This window comes from Streptomyces sp. NPDC030814, from assembly GCF_055572155.1.
In genome coordinates, this window is record NZ_JBVIDX010000041.1 from 1 (window position 1) to 16,231 (window position 16,231).

Annotated in this window: 14 protein-coding genes; 10 read left to right on the top strand and 4 right to left on the bottom strand. The window is 70.8% G+C overall.

The genetic code is table 11. The annotated features are described in order from the left end of the window. Nucleotides 1-155 precede the first annotated feature (155 nt). The gene (locus tag ACZ43N_RS40755; protein WP_468104623.1) at nt 156-611 is read right to left on the bottom strand and encodes a lamin tail domain-containing protein; all 456 of its coding nucleotides are present in this window, start codon (nt 609-611) and stop codon (nt 156-158) included. Between the two features lie 215 nt (nt 612-826). On the opposite strand from ACZ43N_RS40755, the gene dxr reads away from it, so the two are divergent. From dxr to ACZ43N_RS40785, 6 genes are all read left to right on the top strand, one after another. After that, complete coding sequence (gene dxr / locus ACZ43N_RS40760) at nt 827-2,101, top strand: 1-deoxy-D-xylulose-5-phosphate reductoisomerase (protein WP_468104625.1); 1,275 nt, start codon at nt 827-829, stop codon at nt 2,099-2,101. Continuing rightward, nucleotides 2,098-3,402, top strand: coding sequence for a M50 family metallopeptidase (locus tag ACZ43N_RS40765; RefSeq protein ID WP_468104627.1), 1,305 nt, complete (start codon nt 2,098-2,100; stop codon nt 3,400-3,402). Before dxr ends, ACZ43N_RS40765 begins: the two co-directional genes overlap by 4 nt. Nucleotides 3,403-3,594: 192 nt before the next feature. Then, entirely contained in the window at nt 3,595-4,752 is a 1,158-nt protein-coding gene (ispG, locus tag ACZ43N_RS40770; RefSeq protein ID WP_468104629.1) for a flavodoxin-dependent (E)-4-hydroxy-3-methylbut-2-enyl-diphosphate synthase, read from the top strand. A gap of 265 nt (nt 4,753-5,017) precedes the next feature. After that, a complete protein-coding gene (locus ACZ43N_RS40775) occupies nt 5,018-5,872 on the top strand; it encodes a GNAT family N-acetyltransferase (protein WP_468104631.1) in 855 nt (284 codons plus the stop codon). A 106-nt stretch (nt 5,873-5,978) separates the two neighbouring features. Then, complete coding sequence (locus ACZ43N_RS40780) at nt 5,979-6,509, top strand: GNAT family N-acetyltransferase (RefSeq protein ID WP_468104633.1); 531 nt, start codon at nt 5,979-5,981, stop codon at nt 6,507-6,509. A 101-nt stretch (nt 6,510-6,610) separates the two neighbouring features. Then, a complete protein-coding gene (locus ACZ43N_RS40785) occupies nt 6,611-8,317 on the top strand; it encodes a proline--tRNA ligase (protein WP_468104635.1) in 1,707 nt (568 codons plus the stop codon). Between the two features lie 214 nt (nt 8,318-8,531). Here ACZ43N_RS40785 and ACZ43N_RS40790 read toward each other — a convergent pair whose 3' ends face one another. Genes ACZ43N_RS40790 through ACZ43N_RS40800 form a run of 3 tightly spaced genes read right to left on the bottom strand, consistent with a single transcriptional unit; the run spans nt 8,532 to nt 10,504 of the window. Then, nucleotides 8,532-9,461 carry an aminoglycoside phosphotransferase family protein gene (locus ACZ43N_RS40790; RefSeq protein WP_468104637.1) on the bottom strand — a complete coding sequence of 310 codons (930 nt, stop codon included), beginning with the start codon at nt 9,459-9,461 and terminating at the stop codon, nt 8,532-8,534. 27 nt (nt 9,462-9,488) lie between these two features. After that, nucleotides 9,489-9,944 carry a ferritin-like domain-containing protein gene (locus tag ACZ43N_RS40795; RefSeq protein ID WP_468104639.1) on the bottom strand — a complete coding sequence of 152 codons (456 nt, stop codon included), beginning with the start codon at nt 9,942-9,944 and terminating at the stop codon, nt 9,489-9,491. After that, nucleotides 9,941-10,504 (bottom strand): hypothetical protein, encoded by a 564-nt coding sequence (locus ACZ43N_RS40800; RefSeq protein ID WP_468104641.1) that lies wholly within the window; start codon nt 10,502-10,504, stop codon nt 9,941-9,943. Before ACZ43N_RS40800 ends, ACZ43N_RS40795 begins: the two co-directional genes overlap by 4 nt. 233 nt (nt 10,505-10,737) lie before the next feature. Between ACZ43N_RS40800 and rimP the strand changes: the two genes are divergently transcribed. The 4 genes from rimP (at nt 10,738) to infB (ending at nt 15,850) form a co-directional block, all read left to right on the top strand. Further along, nucleotides 10,738-11,247, top strand: a complete 510-nt coding sequence (rimP, locus tag ACZ43N_RS40805) for a ribosome maturation factor RimP (RefSeq protein WP_468104643.1) — start codon at nt 10,738-10,740, stop codon at nt 11,245-11,247. Nucleotides 11,248-11,249: 2 nt separating this feature from the next. Then, nucleotides 11,250-12,236, top strand: a complete 987-nt coding sequence (nusA, locus tag ACZ43N_RS40810; RefSeq protein ID WP_468104645.1) for a transcription termination factor NusA — start codon at nt 11,250-11,252, stop codon at nt 12,234-12,236. 125 nt (nt 12,237-12,361) lie between these two features. Then, nucleotides 12,362-12,640, top strand: coding sequence for a YlxR family protein (locus ACZ43N_RS40815; RefSeq protein WP_468104646.1), 279 nt, complete (start codon nt 12,362-12,364; stop codon nt 12,638-12,640). Between the two features lie 147 nt (nt 12,641-12,787). After that, the gene (infB, locus tag ACZ43N_RS40820; RefSeq protein WP_468104648.1) at nt 12,788-15,850 is read left to right on the top strand and encodes a translation initiation factor IF-2; all 3,063 of its coding nucleotides are present in this window, start codon (nt 12,788-12,790) and stop codon (nt 15,848-15,850) included. Nucleotides 15,851-16,231: the final 381 nt, after the last annotated feature.

Here is a 16,231-nt window from a genome sequence, read left to right on the forward strand (position 1 = left end):
CCACGGCTTCGGCCGCGCCACCTCGCACCCCCGGATCATCGGTCCCGGAGTGATCCAACCACCTCGGAGATCATTTCGTTAGGACTTCTAAGGGGTCCTTTCCCTATGCCCGCAAGACCTGATCGGACGCTCATAGGGAAAAGACCCCTAACCGCTCAGCAGTACTTGTAGCCCCTGCCGAGGGAGGACCACGAGCAGGTGTCGGACTTCGTCCCGTCCGGCTTGTGGAGCGTGGCCGTGTCACCGGAGTTGTTCCACACGTACCAGGAACGGCCCCAGTACTTGTCGTAGGCCGTGTTGGTGCCCTTGCCCGTGTGGACCTTCTTGGACTTGCCGGCACTGACCGACACATCGCCGAAGGTGTACGTGTAGCCGGTCCTGTCCTTGATCTTCCAGCCCTTCAGGGCCACCGTCGTCGATCTGGTGTTCTTGATGATGATCCACTCGGCGTTGAGGCTCGTGTTGGAACCGTGGTCCGACCCCGGGCTGTCGTAGTACACCTCGTAGATGATCACGCTGCCCGCGGCTTCCGCCGGGCTGCTCAGCACCGTGCCGGTCAGAGCCACCGCTCCGGCGAGCGCGGGCAGAGCGGCGCGTATGCGCTTGCGCATGGATTTCCCCCCAGGGTCCTCGTGCACGACCGCCGCCGTGCAGCAGCGATCGGCTGATACGACATTCGGATCAGCCGGGAAGAAGTCATATCACCCTGTCTTCACACCTGCTTCACAAACGGAGAAAGCGCATCGTCAACGGCACACCACCCGAAGTGGGTCAACGGGGGCCCCGCGCGGTCCTGCCGGATGCCGGATGCGGCAACAATGGGGGGATGAGTGACAGTCCCGCCCCTCTCGCCGATCCCCATCTCGTCTTCGATCCCGTCGACGGGATACGGGATGTGGTGATCCTCGGATCGACCGGCTCGATCGGCACCCAGGCCATCGACCTCGTCCTGCGCAACCCGGACCGCTTCCGGGTCACCGGTCTCTCCGCCGCCGGAGGGAGGGTGGAGCTGCTGGCCGAGCAGGCGCGCCGACTGCGCGTGCGGACCGTCGCCGTCGCCCGCGAGGACACCGTCCCCGCACTGCGCGAGGCCCTGACCGCCGCGTACGGCGCCGGGGAGCCGCTCCCCGAGATCCTCGCGGGCGCCGGAGCCGCCGCGGAACTCGCCGCCTCCGACTGTCACACGGTGCTCAACGGCATCACCGGCTCCATCGGCCTCGCGCCCACCCTCGCCGCGCTGGAGGCGGGCCGCACCCTCGCCCTCGCCAACAAGGAGTCGCTCATCGTCGGCGGCCCGCTGGTGAAGGCCGTGGCCAAGCCCGGCCAGATCATCCCGGTCGACTCCGAGCACGCCGCCCTCTTCCAGGCCCTCGCCTGCGGCACCCGCGCCGATGTGCGCAAACTGGTCGTCACCGCCTCCGGCGGCCCGTTCCGGGGCCGTACCAAGGCGGAACTCGCCGACGTCACCCCCGCCGACGCCCTTGCGCACCCCACCTGGGCCATGGGCCCGGTCATCACGGTCAACTCCGCGACCCTCGTCAACAAGGGCCTGGAAGTCATCGAGGCGCACCTCCTCTACGACATTCCCTTCGATCGCATTGAGGTCGTCGTGCATCCCCAGTCGTATGTCCACTCGATGGTTGAGTTCACGGACGGATCGACAATGGCGCAGGCGACGCCCCCGGACATGCGCGGCCCCATCGCCATCGGTCTCGGCTGGCCGCAGCGCGTCCCCGACGCCGCGCCCGCCTTCGACTGGACCACGGCGTCCACCTGGGAGTTCTTCCCCCTCGACAACGACGCCTTCCCCTCGGTCGGCCTCGCCCGGCACGTGGGCCGGCTCGCGGGCACGGCCCCGGCGGTGTTCAATGCGGCCAACGAGGAGTGCGTGGACGCGTTCCTGCACGGCGGTCTCCGGTTCGACGCGATCATGGAGACGGTGACCCGGGTCGTCGAGGAGCACGGCACCCCCGCCACGGGAACTTCCCTGACCGTGGCGGACGTCCTCGAAGCGGAGACCTGGGCGCGCGCCCGCGCCCGTGAACTGACCGGTTCCCCAGGCAAACCCACCGAGCGGACGACCGCGGAGGCCCGTGCATGACGACCCTGATGTTCATCCTCGGCATAGTGGTCTTCGTGATCGGCCTGGCCTTCTCGATCGCCTGGCACGAGCTCGGCCACTTCTCGACGGCCAAGCTCTTCGGGATCCGCGTTCCCCAGTTCATGGTGGGCTTCGGCCCGACCCTGTGGTCCCGCAGGAAGGGTGAGACGGAGTACGGCGTCAAGGCGATCCCGCTCGGCGGCTACATCCGCATGATCGGCATGATCCCGCCCGGCCCCGACGGCCGCGTCGAGAGCCGCTCCACCTCCCCGTGGCGCGTGATGATCGAGGATGCCCGCGAGGCCTCCTTCGAGGAGCTCCAGCCCGGCGACGAGCACCGTCTCTTCTACACGCGCAAGCCGTGGAAGCGCGTGATCGTGATGTTCGCCGGGCCGTTCATGAACCTGGTCCTCGCCGTCGTGATCTTCGTCGGCGTGCTGATGACCTTCGGCGCCAAGACCCAGACGACCACGGTCAGCAAGGTCTCCGACTGCGTCATCTCCGCCAGCGAGAACCGGTCCAAGTGCAAGGACGGCGACAAGGAGGCCCCCGCCAAGGCCGCCGGCCTCCGGCCCGGTGACAAGATCGTCGCGTTCGACGGCGCACCCGTCACCGACTGGTCGGCCCTCCAGGCCGACATCCGTGACAACCCCGGCAAGAAGGTCACCCTCACCGTCGAGCGTGACGGCAAGCGGGTCGACATCACGCCCACCCTGATCAAGAACAAGGTCGCCCAGACCGACGGCGAGGGCGGCTATGTCGAGGACAAGTACGTCTCCGCCGGCTGGCTCGGCTTCACCCCCGCCAGCGCCATCGTCCCGCTCTCCTTCGGACAGTCCGTGGACCGCATGGGCGACATGATGGAGAACGGCGTCGAGTCCCTGATCTCCCTGCCCGCCAAGATCCCCGCCCTGTGGGACGCCACCTTCGGCGACGGCGAGCGCGCGGCGGACTCGCCCATGGGCGTGGTCGGCGCAGCCCGCGTCGGCGGCGAGATCTTCACCATGGACATCCCCGCCACCCAGCAGCTCACCAACTTCCTCATCCTGCTGGCCGGCTTCAACCTCTCCCTCTTCCTGTTCAACATGCTCCCGCTCCTCCCGCTCGACGGCGGGCACATCGCGGGCGCCCTGTGGGAGTCGGTGCGCCGGAAGACGGCCAAGGTGCTGCGCCGCCCCGACCCCGGCCCCTTCGACGTGGCGAAGCTGATGCCCGTCGCGTACGTGGTGGCAGGTGTCTTCATCTGCTTCACCCTCCTGGTGCTCATCGCGGACCTCGTGAACCCGGTGCGCATCTCGTAGCCACTTGGCGTTCACGGCGGCCGGGCACCCTGAGGTGCCCGGCCGCTGCGCTGTCCGGCCCAGCCCGCTCCCCTGCAGGGCGGTCAGGGCCCCGTGATGTGCTCGGGGACATGCCCGTGCCGTAATCTCGAAGCCTGGAGCCCGCCTGTTCCGGGACCCGATCCTGATCCACAACTTGGGGTTGCACAGCAGATGACTGCGATTTCTCTCGGCATGCCGTCCGTTCCGACCAAGCTCGCCGAGCGCCGGAAGAGCCGGCAGATCCAGGTCGGGTCCGTGGCGGTGGGCGGAGACGCACCGGTGTCGGTCCAGTCCATGACGACCACGCGTACGTCGGACATCGGCGCCACGCTCCAGCAGATCGCCGAACTCACGGCCTCCGGCTGCCAGATCGTCCGGGTCGCCTGCCCGACCCAGGACGACGCCGACGCCCTGCCCGTCATCGCCAAGAAGTCGCAGATCCCGGTCATCGCCGACATCCACTTCCAGCCGAAGTACGTGTTCGCCGCGATCGAGGCCGGCTGCGCCGCCGTCCGCGTCAACCCGGGCAACATCAAGCAGTTCGACGACAAGGTCAAGGAGATCGCCAAGGCGGCGAGCGACCACGGCACCCCGATCCGCATCGGCGTCAACGCCGGCTCCCTCGACCGTCGCCTCCTCCAGAAGTACGGAAAGGCGACCCCCGAGGCCCTGGTCGAGTCCGCCCTGTGGGAGGCATCCCTCTTCGAGGAGCACGGCTTCCGGGACATCAAGATCTCGGTCAAGCACAACGACCCCGTCGTGATGGTCAACGCCTACCGCCAGCTCGCAGCCCAGTGCGACTACCCCCTCCACCTCGGCGTCACCGAGGCGGGCCCCGCGTTCCAGGGCACGATCAAGTCCGCCGTGGCCTTCGGCGCGCTCCTCTCCGAGGGCATCGGCGACACCATCCGCGTCTCCCTCTCCGCGCCCCCGGTGGAGGAGGTCAAGGTCGGCAACCAGATCCTGGAGTCCCTCAACCTCAAGCAGCGCGGCCTGGAGATCGTCTCCTGCCCCTCCTGCGGGCGCGCCCAGGTCGACGTCTACAAGCTCGCCGAAGAGGTCACCGCCGGCCTCACCGGCATGGAGGTCCCCCTCCGCGTCGCCGTCATGGGCTGCGTCGTCAACGGTCCCGGCGAGGCACGCGAGGCCGACCTCGGCGTCGCCTCCGGCAACGGCAAGGGCCAGATCTTCGTCAAGGGCGAGGTCATCAAGACCGTCCCCGAGTCCAAGATCGTCGAGACCCTCATCGAAGAGGCCATGAAGATCGCCGAGGAGATGGAGAAGTCCGGCGTCGCGTCGGGCGAGCCGACGGTCGCGGTGGCGGGCTGACGACGCGAGCGGCACCCGACGGGGGACTCGGGGCGCCGAGGCACCGTCTCGGCGGGGCCGCAGCCCCCGTCCCGAGGGCCGCAGGCCCCTCGAGGGGCGCGGGGAACTGCGCGACAAGCCACGACGCACCCGCACCCGCCGGAGCACAGGTACCCCCCCGAGGCCACTGGGCGCCCGGCCCGTGGCGCAGCCACAGGGCACCCCGCCACAGCCCCGCAAGGTATCGTGCGGAAATCAGCGCAGACCAAGGGTGAGGCCCCCGCACGTGTTGACCCAGACCACCACCCGGGTCCTCGAACCGAGTGACCTGGACGCCGCGCTCGCCGTCCTCGACCGCGAGCCCGTCGCGAACGCCTTCGTGACCTCCCGCGTCCAGGTCGCCGGCCTGGACCCATGGCGGCTCGGCGGCGAGATGTGGGGCTGGTACGAGGACGGCGCCCTCACCTCCCTGTGCTACGCCGGCGCCAATCTCGTCCCGATCTGCGCCACCTCCCGCGCCGTCCGCGCCTTCGCCGACCGTGCCCGCCGGTCCGGCCGCCGCTGTTCCTCGCTCGTCGGCCCCGCCGAGCCCACCGCCCAGCTCTGGCGCCTGCTGGAGCCCAGCTGGGGCCCCGCCCGCGAGGTCCGCGCCCACCAGCCGCTGATGGTCACCGACCGGCTGCCCGACCCCGCCGAGGTCACCCCTGACCCGTACGTCCGCCGGATCCGCAAGGACGAGATGGAAACGATCATGCCGGCGTGCGTGGCGATGTTCACCGAGGAGGTCGGCGTCTCCCCGATGGCCGGGGACGGCGGCCTCCTCTACCAGGCCCGCGTGGCCGAACTCGTCGGCTCCGGCCGCTCCTTCGCCCGCCTCGACGCCGACGGCCGCGTGGTCTTCAAGGCCGAGATCGGCGCCGCCACCCCCCAGGCATGCCAGATCCAGGGCGTCTGGGTCGCCCCCGAGTACCGCGGCCAGGGTCTGGCCGCCCCCGGCATGGCGGCGGTCCTCCGCTACGCCCTCGCCGACGTGGCACCCCTGGTCAGCCTCTACGTCAACGACTTCAACACCGCTGCGCGGCGCACCTACCGAAGGGTCGGCTTCCAGGAGGTGGGGGAGTTCATGAGCGTCCTCTTCTGACCGAGGCCGACCCAGCCGGGTCACGGGCGCGCGGGGAACCGCACGGCCGGCCACATGCGACCGGGCACTCCGCACACCGCACGAACCCCCCTGTAGCATCCGCAACATGAGCCTCGTCATCGGCCCCCTGGACCTCTCCGCCCACGTAGACGAGGCCCTGGCCGTCCAGGCAGTGGCGTTCGGCCTCGGCCCCGACGAGGTGGCCGTACGCCGCCAGATCGTCCTGCGCCACATGACCTACCGCGGAGCGAGGGCACTCGGTGCCACGGCCCAAGGCCGCCTCGTCGGGTTCGTCTACGGCATGCCCAACGACCGCACCCACTGGTGGTCCACCGTCGTGGAGCCCTACCTCCGCGCCCGTGGCCACGAGAACTGGCTGGACGACTCCTTCGTGATCACCGAGCTGCACGTCCACCCGGCCTACCAGAACCGCGGTGTCGGCCGCTCCCTGATCACCACCATCACCGACAGCGCGACCGAGCCCCGTTCGATCCTCTCCGCGATCGACACCGACAGCCCGGCCCGGGGCCTGTACCACTCCCTCGGCTACGAGGACCTGGCCCGCCAGGTCCTCTTCCCCAGCGCCCCCCGGCCGTACGCCGTCATGGGCGCCCCCCTGCCCCTGCGCCGCAGGTAGCCGCCCTCCCGCTCGCGCCCGCCACCGCCGGATTTCCACGGTCCCCCGCCCCCCGGCTAACCTCCTGCCATCAACCGATCCGCAGCAGGAGTACGAGAACCATGGCGAACGCACCGGTCCAGCGCATGTCCCAGTTGATGGCGAAGACGCTGCGCGACGACCCGGCGGACGCCGAGGTACTCAGCCACAAGCTGCTGGTACGCGCCGGCTATGTGCGCCGCACCGCGGCCGGCGTGTGGACCTGGCTGCCCCTCGGCAAGCGGGTCCTCGCCAACGTGGAGCGGATCGTCCGCGAGGAGATGGACGCCATCGGCGCCCAGGAGGTGCTGCTCCCCGCCCTGCTGCCGAAGGAGCCCTACGAGGCGACCGGCCGCTGGGACGAGTACGGCCCGGAGCTGTTCCGCCTCCAGGACCGCAAGGGTGGCGACTACCTCCTCGGCCCCACCCACGAGGAGATCTTCACGCTGATCGTGAAGGACCAGGCGTCCTCCTACAAGGACCTGCCGGTGATCCTCTACCAGATCCAGACGAAGTTCCGCGACGAGGCCCGCCCCCGCGCCGGCATCCTGCGCGGCCGTGAGTTCCTGATGAAGGACTCCTACTCCTTCGACCTGGAGGACGAGGGCCTCGCCCGGTCGTACGCCCTGCACCGCCAGGCCTACCAGAAGGTGTTCGAGCGTCTGGGCCTCGACTACCGCATCTGCGCCGCCACCGCGGGCGCGATGGGCGGCTCCAAGTCGGAGGAGTTCCTGGCCCCGGCCGGCGCCGGCGAGGACACCTTCGCGGACTGCCCGAACTGCGACTTCGCCGCCAACACCGAGGCGATCACCTACGAGTTGAAGCCGGTGGACGCCGACGGCGTGCCCGCCCTCGAAGAGATCCCGACCCCCGACACCCCCACCATCGAGACCCTCGCCGCCCACCTCGGCGTCCCGGCCTCCGCCACGCTGAAGAACCTCCTCGTGAAGGTCGACGGCGAGATCGTCGCCATCGGTGTCCCCGGTGACCGTGAGGTCGACATGGGCAAGGTGGAGGCGCACTTCGCCCCGGCGGCCGTCGAGATGGTCACCGAGGACGACTTCGTCGCCCACCCCGAGCTGGTCCGCGGCTATGTCGGCCCGCAGGGCCTGGGGGAGAAGGTCACGTACGTCGCCGACCCGCGGGTGGCGCCCGGCACCTCCTGGATCACCGGCGCCAACAAGGACGGCATGCACGCCAAGAACGTCGTCGCGGGCCGTGACTTCGAGGTCGGTGCGTACGTCGACGTCGTGGTCGTCCAGGAGGGCGACCCGTGCCCGCAGTGCGGCACCGGCCTGAGGCTGGACCGCGCCATCGAGATCGGCCACATCTTCCAGCTGGGCCGCAAGTACGCCGACGCCCTCAAGCTCGACGTCCTCGGCCAGAACGGCAAGCCCGTCCGCGTCACCATGGGCTCGTACGGCATCGGTGTCTCCCGCGCGGTCGCGGCCCTCGCCGAGCAGACCGCCGACGACAAGGGTCTGTGCTGGCCCGCCGAGGTCGCCCCGGCCGATGTGCACGTGGTCGCCGCGGGCAAGGCCCTCCAGACCGAACTCGCGCTGGAGGTCTCGGAGAAGCTGCGGGCCGCCGGCCTGCGCGTCCTCGTCGACGACCGCGCCGGGGTCTCCCCGGGCGTGAAGTTCACCGACTCGGAGCTCATCGGCGTACCGAAGATCCTGGTCGCCGGCCGCCGCAGCGCCGAGGGCGTCGTGGAGCTGAAGGACCGCCGCACCGGCGAGCGCGAGGAGCTGACGGTCGACGAGGCGATCGCCCGCCTGACGGCCGCCTGAGCCTGGCTCCGTACGGACGAGCGGGTGCGTGGGAACTGCGCGAGAAAACCCCACGCACCCGCCAGCCGCCGACGAACCTCGGCCCTTTCGAGGGTGCTCCCGGACCGTTCCCCGACCGTAGGGCGTGACTGAAGGCCACCACGGAGGGAACGGTCATGACGGCCGGAGAACGGCGCGCCGTCGCGGACGCCCGCACAGCGCGGGCCCGCCGGCCTCAGAGCCAGCCGGCGAACTCCAGCAGCAGTTCCGCATCGCCCGGACGCCCCACCCGCCGGGCCCGCACCCCCGACTCCACGGCCCGGAACAGCGTCCACCCCCGCAACCGCTCCTGGTCCACGTCCAACGACTCGGCCAGCTTCCTCACCCGCCGTCTCGTCGTCGCCGCCCCCGACGGCGCGGCGATCAGGTCCTCGACCCGGTCCCGCACCAGCCGCGCCAGATCGAACGCGCACTCACCGACCACCGGATCCGGCCCCACCGCCAGCCACGGCAACCGGTCCCCGGCCAGCACCTTGCTCTGCCGGAACGTCCCGTGCAGCAACCGCTCCTCGGGAGGGGAGCCGAGCAGTTCCTCCCGCGCGCCGAGCGCGGCCTCGACCAGCGAGCGGACCTCGCCGTCCGCCTCGGCGCTCGCGCGCATCGCCTCGGCCTGACGCTCCGTCCGCTCGGCCACGGTCTCGAACACATGCGACTCGGGCGGCTCGACCCACAGCCGACGCAACGTGGCCGCCGCCTCCAGCAGCGCCTTCGCCTCGGGCAGTGACCGCACGGACATGTCCGGACGCAGCCGCTCCAGAAGCAGTACGCCCTGACTGTCGCCGGGGTTCAGCAACTCCACCGCCCCCCGCCCGTCCCAGTGGGCGAGCGCCGCCCGCTCGCTCTCCGGCCGCGCCCGCTCGGGCGCCAGCTTCAGTACGGCGGGGGTGCCGTCGATCTGCCGTACGAGGAGCACCAGACTGCTGCGACCGCCGGGTGCCTGCACCCGCTCGACGGTCAACTCGCGTAGATCAAGGGCCTGTTGAAGGAGTTCGGGCAGATGCGACAGCCACTCCTGGGTACCGTCGCCGCCAGCCTGCCGGGTTTCGGCGAGCGCTCGCACAAGCCGCTGCGGCGGTTCGAAAGCCTCGAAAGCCCTGGGCGTCATGTGCGAGTCGTTCCCTTCAGGCCGTGATCAGGTGCGCGGTGCCGCCGAAGGGGTGGCAGCGGCCGCCCGCTCGGCGAGACCAGGGAAGGCTACGCTTTCGCCGCGCCACCTGACCGCCCGCACCGCCGCTTCCCGCAGTGCCTCGGCGGCCGAGGCCCGCCGGTCCCCCTTCGCCGCCCGCACCAGGTCGGAGTACACCCGGGCCACCCCCTCCTCCAGCTCCACGGCGAGCCGAACAGCGGACTGCGCGTCCGTCACCGGAAAAGGCAGCGCGTACGCGGCGGCCGAGGCCTCGGGCCTGCCGTCGAGGTCCCGGACGGCCCGTGTCAGGAGGTCCCGCCGGGCCCGATGGGCGTCGTACGCCTCCCGCGCCTCGCTCTGCCGCGCGTCACCGATCTTCCCGCCGACGATCCCGTACCCGTACACGGCGGCGTGCTCGGCCCCGAGCGCCGCCTGCATCGCCTTCAGCTCCGCCCCGCTCACTTCGCACCCTCCGTCAACATGTACGCGTGCCCGGCCCCAGCAGCGGCCACCGACGCCATCAGCCGGGCCAGCTCGCCCGGCACTTCGAGCAACTCCCTGCCCCGCCGGTCGGCGAGCTTGCGCTCGGCGGCGGCCAGGTCGGCGAGCGCGGCCTTGGGGTCGGCCGGCACGGGAGCGGGCTCACCGGAGGGCGAGGCGGACGCCGACCGCGAGGGAGAAGAGGCGGACGCCGATTGCGAGGGAGAAACGGAAGGCTTCGCCGGGCGTTTTCCGCCCCCGAGCGCCTCCGCGTGGCGTTCGGCCTCCCGCCGCAGCGGCGTGAGCAGCCTGGCCAGGTCCGGATGGGCGGCGATGACGGCGTCGTACCGCTCCACGATCGCCTCACTGTCCCGAGCCGCCCGGGCCCGCGCCTTCTCCGCCGCAGAAGGACTCCCCCCGGCGGCATCCGACCCCTCACCCCCGGCCGAGCACCCCACGAGCAGGCCCAGACCCGCGGCCCCGGCGAGCAAACTCCTTCTGCGCGGCCCCGACTGGGCACGCGACGGCGGGCTCAACGACACAGCAGACGTCCTAGGGGGGTCGTACGAACAAAAGAGCGGTGTGATCACGTTACCCGGCCGCACCCCGCGAGGAGCGGCGGGAACCGCGTGACCGGCCGCGGACAACCCGCACGCGTCAACGGACCACGACGCCCGGACGCGCAGGCGGACGGCAACACCCCAGCGGAGCGGCTACCCTTTGACCTGACACGCGCCCTACCCACAACAGCACACGCGGCCGAGGAGTCACCCGGATGAGCACCACCCAGAGCGAGAGGCTGCGAGAGCTGCTGGAACCCCTCGTACGCTCCCAGGGTCTGGACCTCGAAGAGATCGCCGTGGACGCGGTCGGCCGCAAGCGGGTGCTGCGTGTGGTCGTCGACTCGGACGAGGGCGCCGATCTGGACGCGGTCGCCGACGTCAGCCGCGCACTCTCGGCCAGGCTGGACGAGACGGACGTGATGGGCCAGGCGGAGTACACCCTGGAAGTCGGCACGCCGGGCGCCGAGCGCGCCCTCACCGAACACCGTCACTACCGCAGGGCCGTGGACCGGTTGGTGAAGTTCCAACTCCGCGAGGGCGGGGAACTGATCGCCAGAATCCTGACCGTGGACGACGACGGCCTCGACCTCGAGGTGCCCGGGGTGAAGGGCCGTAAGGCCACCACCCGCAGGCTCTCCTTCGACGAGATCGACAAGGCCCGCGTCCAGGTCGAGTTCAACCGCAAGGACAAGAAGGACATGAAGGAAGAGGAGGAGGCGTAGCCGTGGACATCGACATGAGTGCTCTCAGGGGCTTGGTACGGGAGAAGGAGATCTCCTTCGACCTGCTCGTCGAGGCGATCGAGGCGGCCCTCCTCATCGCCTACCACCGCACCGAGGGAAGCCGCCGCCATGCGCGCGTGGAGCTCAACCGGGAGACCGGCCATGTGACCGTGTGGGCGAAGGAGGACCCCGAGGACCTGGAGGAGGGGCAGGAGGCGCGTGAGTTCGACGACACCCCGTCCGACTTCGGCCGTATCGCCGCCACGACCGCCAAACAGGTGATCCTGCAGCGTCTGCGGGACGCGGAGGACGACGCGACGCTCGGCGAGTACGCCGGCCGCGAGGGCGACATCGTCACCGGTGTGGTCCAGCAGGGCCGCGACCCGAAGAACGTGCTCGTCGACATCGGCAAGCTGGAGGCCATCCTGCCCGTGCAGGAGCAGGTCCCCGGGGAGACGTACCCGCACGGCATGCGCCTGAGGTCGTACGTCGTCCGGGTGGCGAAGGGAGTGCGCGGTCCGTCCGTCACCCTTTCGCGCACGCACCCCAATCTGGTGAAGAAGCTCTTCGCCCTGGAGGTGCCGGAGATCGCCGACGGGTCCGTCGAGATCGCCGCCATCGCACGTGAGGCCGGTCACCGTACGAAGATCGCCGTCAGGTCCACCCGTTCGGGCCTGAACGCCAAGGGCGCCTGCATCGGCCCGATGGGTGGCCGTGTGCGCAATGTCATGGGCGAGCTGAACGGCGAGAAGATCGACATCGTCGACTGGTCCGACGACCCGGCCGAGATGGTCGCCAACGCCCTCTCCCCGGCCAGGGTCTCCAAGGTCGAGGTGGTGGACCTCGCGGCCCGCTCCGCGCGGGTCACGGTGCCTGACTACCAGCTGTCGCTGGCGATCGGCAAGGAGGGCCAGAACGCCCGCCTGGCCGCCCGCCTCACCGGTTGGCGGATCGACATCCGCCCGGACACCGAGCAGCCGTCCGAATAGCCCCGGAAGAGCGTCCGGCGCATGATCGGGAATAGATCCAAGCCGCAGGTCGCTTAGATCACGACAACAACCGTTCGATTCTTGCCCCAAAGGGGTGAGGTCGGTGCGGGGAGGTAGACTTAGCAGTGTCTGGCCGGACGCGTGCCCGCGCATGCCCTGAGCGCACCTGTGTGGGGTGCAGGCAGCGAGCGGCCAAGACCGAGCTGCTGCGCGTCGTGGCGATCGAGGACGAATGCGTCCCCGATCCTCGCGGTACGCTGCCCGGCCGGGGTGCGTACATCCACCCCGCCCTGGTCTGTCTCGACCTGGCGGTTCGCCGCCGGGCGTTCCCGCGGGCGCTCCGTGCCCCGGGACCGCTCGACACCGCGGCGTTGCGCCTCACCGTCGAGCAGGCAACACAGTAAGACGCGTCGCATGGAACCTCCGTGCGGCCCTGGTACCCCGCGAGTTGGAAGTAGGTCGAGATTGCGATGAGCACTCGATGAGCACGCGATGAGTACGCCCATGAAGTAGCGACGGTCCGGCGTCAACCCGGACCTAAAAGGAGCGAAGTGGCTAAGGTCCGGGTATACGAACTCGCCAAGGAGTTCGGGGTTGAGAGCAAGGTCGTCATGGCCAAGCTCCAAGAGCTCGGTGAATTCGTCCGTTCGGCGTCCTCGACGATCGAGGCGCCTGTTGTACGCAAGCTGACTGACGCCCTCCAGCAGGGCAGCGGTGGCGGCAAGCCCGCCCCGCGCAAGGCCGCCCCGGCTCGTCCGGCGGCCCCCTCCCCCGCGCAGGCCGCCCGTCCGGCTGCCCCGCGTCCGGGTCCGGCGGCTCCCAAGCCGCCCGCCGCGGAGAAGCCCGCGGCCCCGACCCCGGGTCCGCGTCCCGTGCCCGGCCCGAAGCCGCCGACGCCGAAGCCCGCTCCGGCCTCCCCGGCCCCGAGCGTGCCCGAGTTCCAGGCGCCCCCGTCGGCTCCGGCCGCCCAGTCCCCGCGTCCGGGCGCCCGTCCGGGCCCGGGTGCGCCGCGCCCCGGTGGCCAGCAGCGTCCGGCCGGCCCCGGCCAGGAGCGTCAGGCCCCCCGCCCCGGCGGTCAGCGTCCCGGCGGTGCCGGTGCGCCCAAGCCCGGCGGCGCCCGTCCCGCGGGTCCGCGTCCCGGTAACAACCCCTTCACCTCCGGTGGCTCCACCGGCATGGGCCGCCCGCAGGCGCCCCGTCCCGGCGGTGCGCCGCGTCCCGGTGGCCCCGGTGCCCCCGGCCCGCGTCCGCAGGCTCCCGGCCAGGCCCCCCGTCCGCAGGGTGCGGCCGGTGGCGGTCCCCGTCCCCAGGCTCCGGGCGGTCCCCGTCCGACGCCCGGTGGCATGCCCCGTCCGCAGGGCGGTCCCCGTCCCGGCGGCGGCCCCGGCGGCCCGCGTCCGAACCCCGGCATGATGCCGCAGCGTCCCGCTGCCGGCCCGCGTCCCGGTGGCGGCGGTCCCGGCGGTCGTGGTCCTGGTGGCGGCGGTCGTCCCGGTGGCGGCGGCGGTCGTCCGGGTGGCGGCGGCTTCGCCGGTCGTCCCGGTGGCGGCGGTGGCGGTTTCGCCGGCCGTCCCGGTGCTCCCGGTGGTGGCGGCGGTTTCGCCGGTCGTCCCGGTGGTCCGGGTGCGGGCGGCGGCGGTCGTCCCGGCTTCGGTGGTCGTCCCGGTGGTCCGGGTGCCCGTGGTGGCACGCAGGGCGCCTTCGGTCGTCCCGGCGGTCCGGCGCGTCGTGGCCGCAAGTCGAAGCGGCAGAGGCGCCAGGAGTACGAGGCCATGCAGGCCCCGTCGGTCGGCGGCGTGATGCTGCCTCGCGGCAACGGCGAGTCCATTCGCCTGTCGCGCGGTGCGTCGCTCACCGACTTCGCGGAGAAGATCAACGCCAACCCGGCGTCGCTCGTCGCGGTCATGATGAACCTCGGCGAGATGGTCACCGCGACCCAGTCCGTCTCCGACGAGACGCTCCAGCTCCTCGCCGACGAGATGAACTACACCGTTCAGATCGTCAGCCCGGAGGAGGAGGACCGCGAGCTGCTCGAGTCCTTCGACCTGGAGTTCGGCGAGGACGAGGGCGACGAGGACGACCTGGTCGTCCGCCCGCCGGTCGTCACCGTCATGGGTCACGTCGACCACGGTAAGACCCGACTGCTCGACGCCATCCGCAAGACGAACGTCATCGCGGGCGAGGCCGGCGGCATCACCCAGCACATCGGTGCCTACCAGGTGGCGACCGAGGTCAACGACGAAGAGCGCAAGATCACCTTCATCGACACCCCGGGTCACGAGGCGTTCACCGCCATGCGTGCCCGTGGTGCCCGGTCGACGGACATCGCGATCCTGGTCGTCGCGGCCAACGACGGCGTCATGCCGCAGACGGTCGAGGCGCTCAACCACGCCAAGGCGGCCGACGTCCCGATCGTCGTCGCGGTCAACAAGATCGACGTCGAGGGCGCGGACCCGACCAAGGTGCGTGGTCAGCTGACCGAGTACGGCCTGGTGGCCGAGGAGTACGGCGGCGACACCATGTTCGTCGACATCTCCGCCAAGCAGGGTCTGCACATCGACTCGCTGCTGGAAGCGGTCATCCTGACCGCCGACGCCTCGCTCGACCTGCGGGCCAACCCGAAGCAGGACGCGCAGGGCATCTCGATCGAGTCCCGCCTCGACCGCGGCCGCGGTGCCGTGGCGACGGTCCTCGTCCAGCGAGGCACGCTGCGGGTCGGCGACACGATGGTGGTCGGCGACGCGTACGGCCGCGTCCGTGCCATGCACGACGACAACGGCAACAACGTGCTCGAAGCGGGCCCGTCGACGCCGGTGCAGGTCCTGGGTCTCACCAACGTCCCGGGTGCGGGCGACAACTTCATCGTCGTGGACGAGGACCGTACGGCCCGTCAGATCGCCGAGAAGCGTGCCGCCCGTGAGCGCAACGCCGCGTTCGCCAAGCGCACGCGCCGCGTCTCGCTCGAGGACCTGGACAAGGTGCTCAAGGCCGGCGAGGTCCAGCAGCTCAACCTCATCATCAAGGGTGACGCTTCTGGTTCCGTCGAGGCCCTGGAGTCCTCCCTGCTCCAGCTGGACGTCGGCGAAGAGGTCGACATCCGCGTCCTGCACCGCGGCGTCGGTGCGGTCACGGAGTCCGACATCGACCTGGCGATGGGCTCCGACGCCATCGTGATCGGCTTCAATGTGCGCGCCGCCGGGCGTGCGCAGCAGATGGCCGAGCGCGAGGGTGTGGACGTCCGCTACTACTCGGTCATCTACCAGGCGATCGAGGAGATCGAGGCGGCCCTCAAGGGCATGCTCAAGCCGGAGTACGAAGAGGTCGAGCTCGGTACGGCGGAGATCCGCGAGGTCTTCAAGTCGTCCAAGCTGGGCAACATCGCGGGTGTTCTCATCCGCTCCGGCGAGGTCAAGCGGAACACCAAGGCCCGCCTCATCCGCGACGGCAAGGTCGTCGCGGAGAACCTCAACATCGAGGGCCTGCGTCGCTTCAAGGACGACGTCACCGAGATCCGAGAGGGCTTCGAGGGTGGTATCAACCTCGGAAACTTCAACGACATCAAGGTGGACGACGTCATCGCGACGTACGAGATGCGGGAGAAGCCGCGGGCGTAAGCCCAGGTTCATGCCGGCCGGGGGTGACGTGGTCACCGCCGGCCGGTGTGGCCGTTTTCCGGGGGCTGCCGCCCTCGGGCCCTTTTGACAAGAGGCGGGCTGGATCGGTCGTCGTGAGACTGCCGGCCGGATGGGGCTTGTCGCGTAGTTCCCCGCGCCCCTGAAAAGCGACCGGGGCTGCCCCCCGTGCTTTTCAGGATGAAGGGCGGGTCGCAGGCCCGTTCCCTTCAGGGGCGCGGGGAACTGCGCGAGGAACCACGAACTGCCCGCGGTCGCCAACGAACCCGTACCCCCGAGTCACTAGGCGCCCGATATCCCGTCGAGCCGCACCGCAGGTTCGGGGTACGGTTCAGATGTTCCTGCCCGGACACGGCGCAGGCC

Excerpts from the sequence above, each read along its gene's own strand:
- ACZ43N_RS40755 (WP_468104623.1), bottom strand. The coding sequence starts at position 611 with ATGCGCAAGCGCATACGCGCCGCTCTGCCCGCGCTCGCCGGAGCGGTG.
- dxr (WP_468104625.1), top strand. The coding sequence starts at position 827 with ATGAGTGACAGTCCCGCCCCTCTCGCCGATCCCCATCTCGTCTTCGAT.
- ACZ43N_RS40765 (WP_468104627.1), top strand. The coding sequence starts at position 2,098 with ATGACGACCCTGATGTTCATCCTCGGCATAGTGGTCTTCGTGATCGGC.
- ispG (WP_468104629.1), top strand. The coding sequence starts at position 3,595 with ATGACTGCGATTTCTCTCGGCATGCCGTCCGTTCCGACCAAGCTCGCC.
- ACZ43N_RS40780 (WP_468104633.1), top strand. The coding sequence starts at position 5,979 with ATGAGCCTCGTCATCGGCCCCCTGGACCTCTCCGCCCACGTAGACGAG.
- ACZ43N_RS40785 (WP_468104635.1), top strand. The coding sequence starts at position 6,611 with ATGGCGAACGCACCGGTCCAGCGCATGTCCCAGTTGATGGCGAAGACG.
- ACZ43N_RS40790 (WP_468104637.1), bottom strand. The coding sequence starts at position 9,461 with ATGACGCCCAGGGCTTTCGAGGCTTTCGAACCGCCGCAGCGGCTTGTG.
- rimP (WP_468104643.1), top strand. The coding sequence starts at position 10,738 with ATGAGCACCACCCAGAGCGAGAGGCTGCGAGAGCTGCTGGAACCCCTC.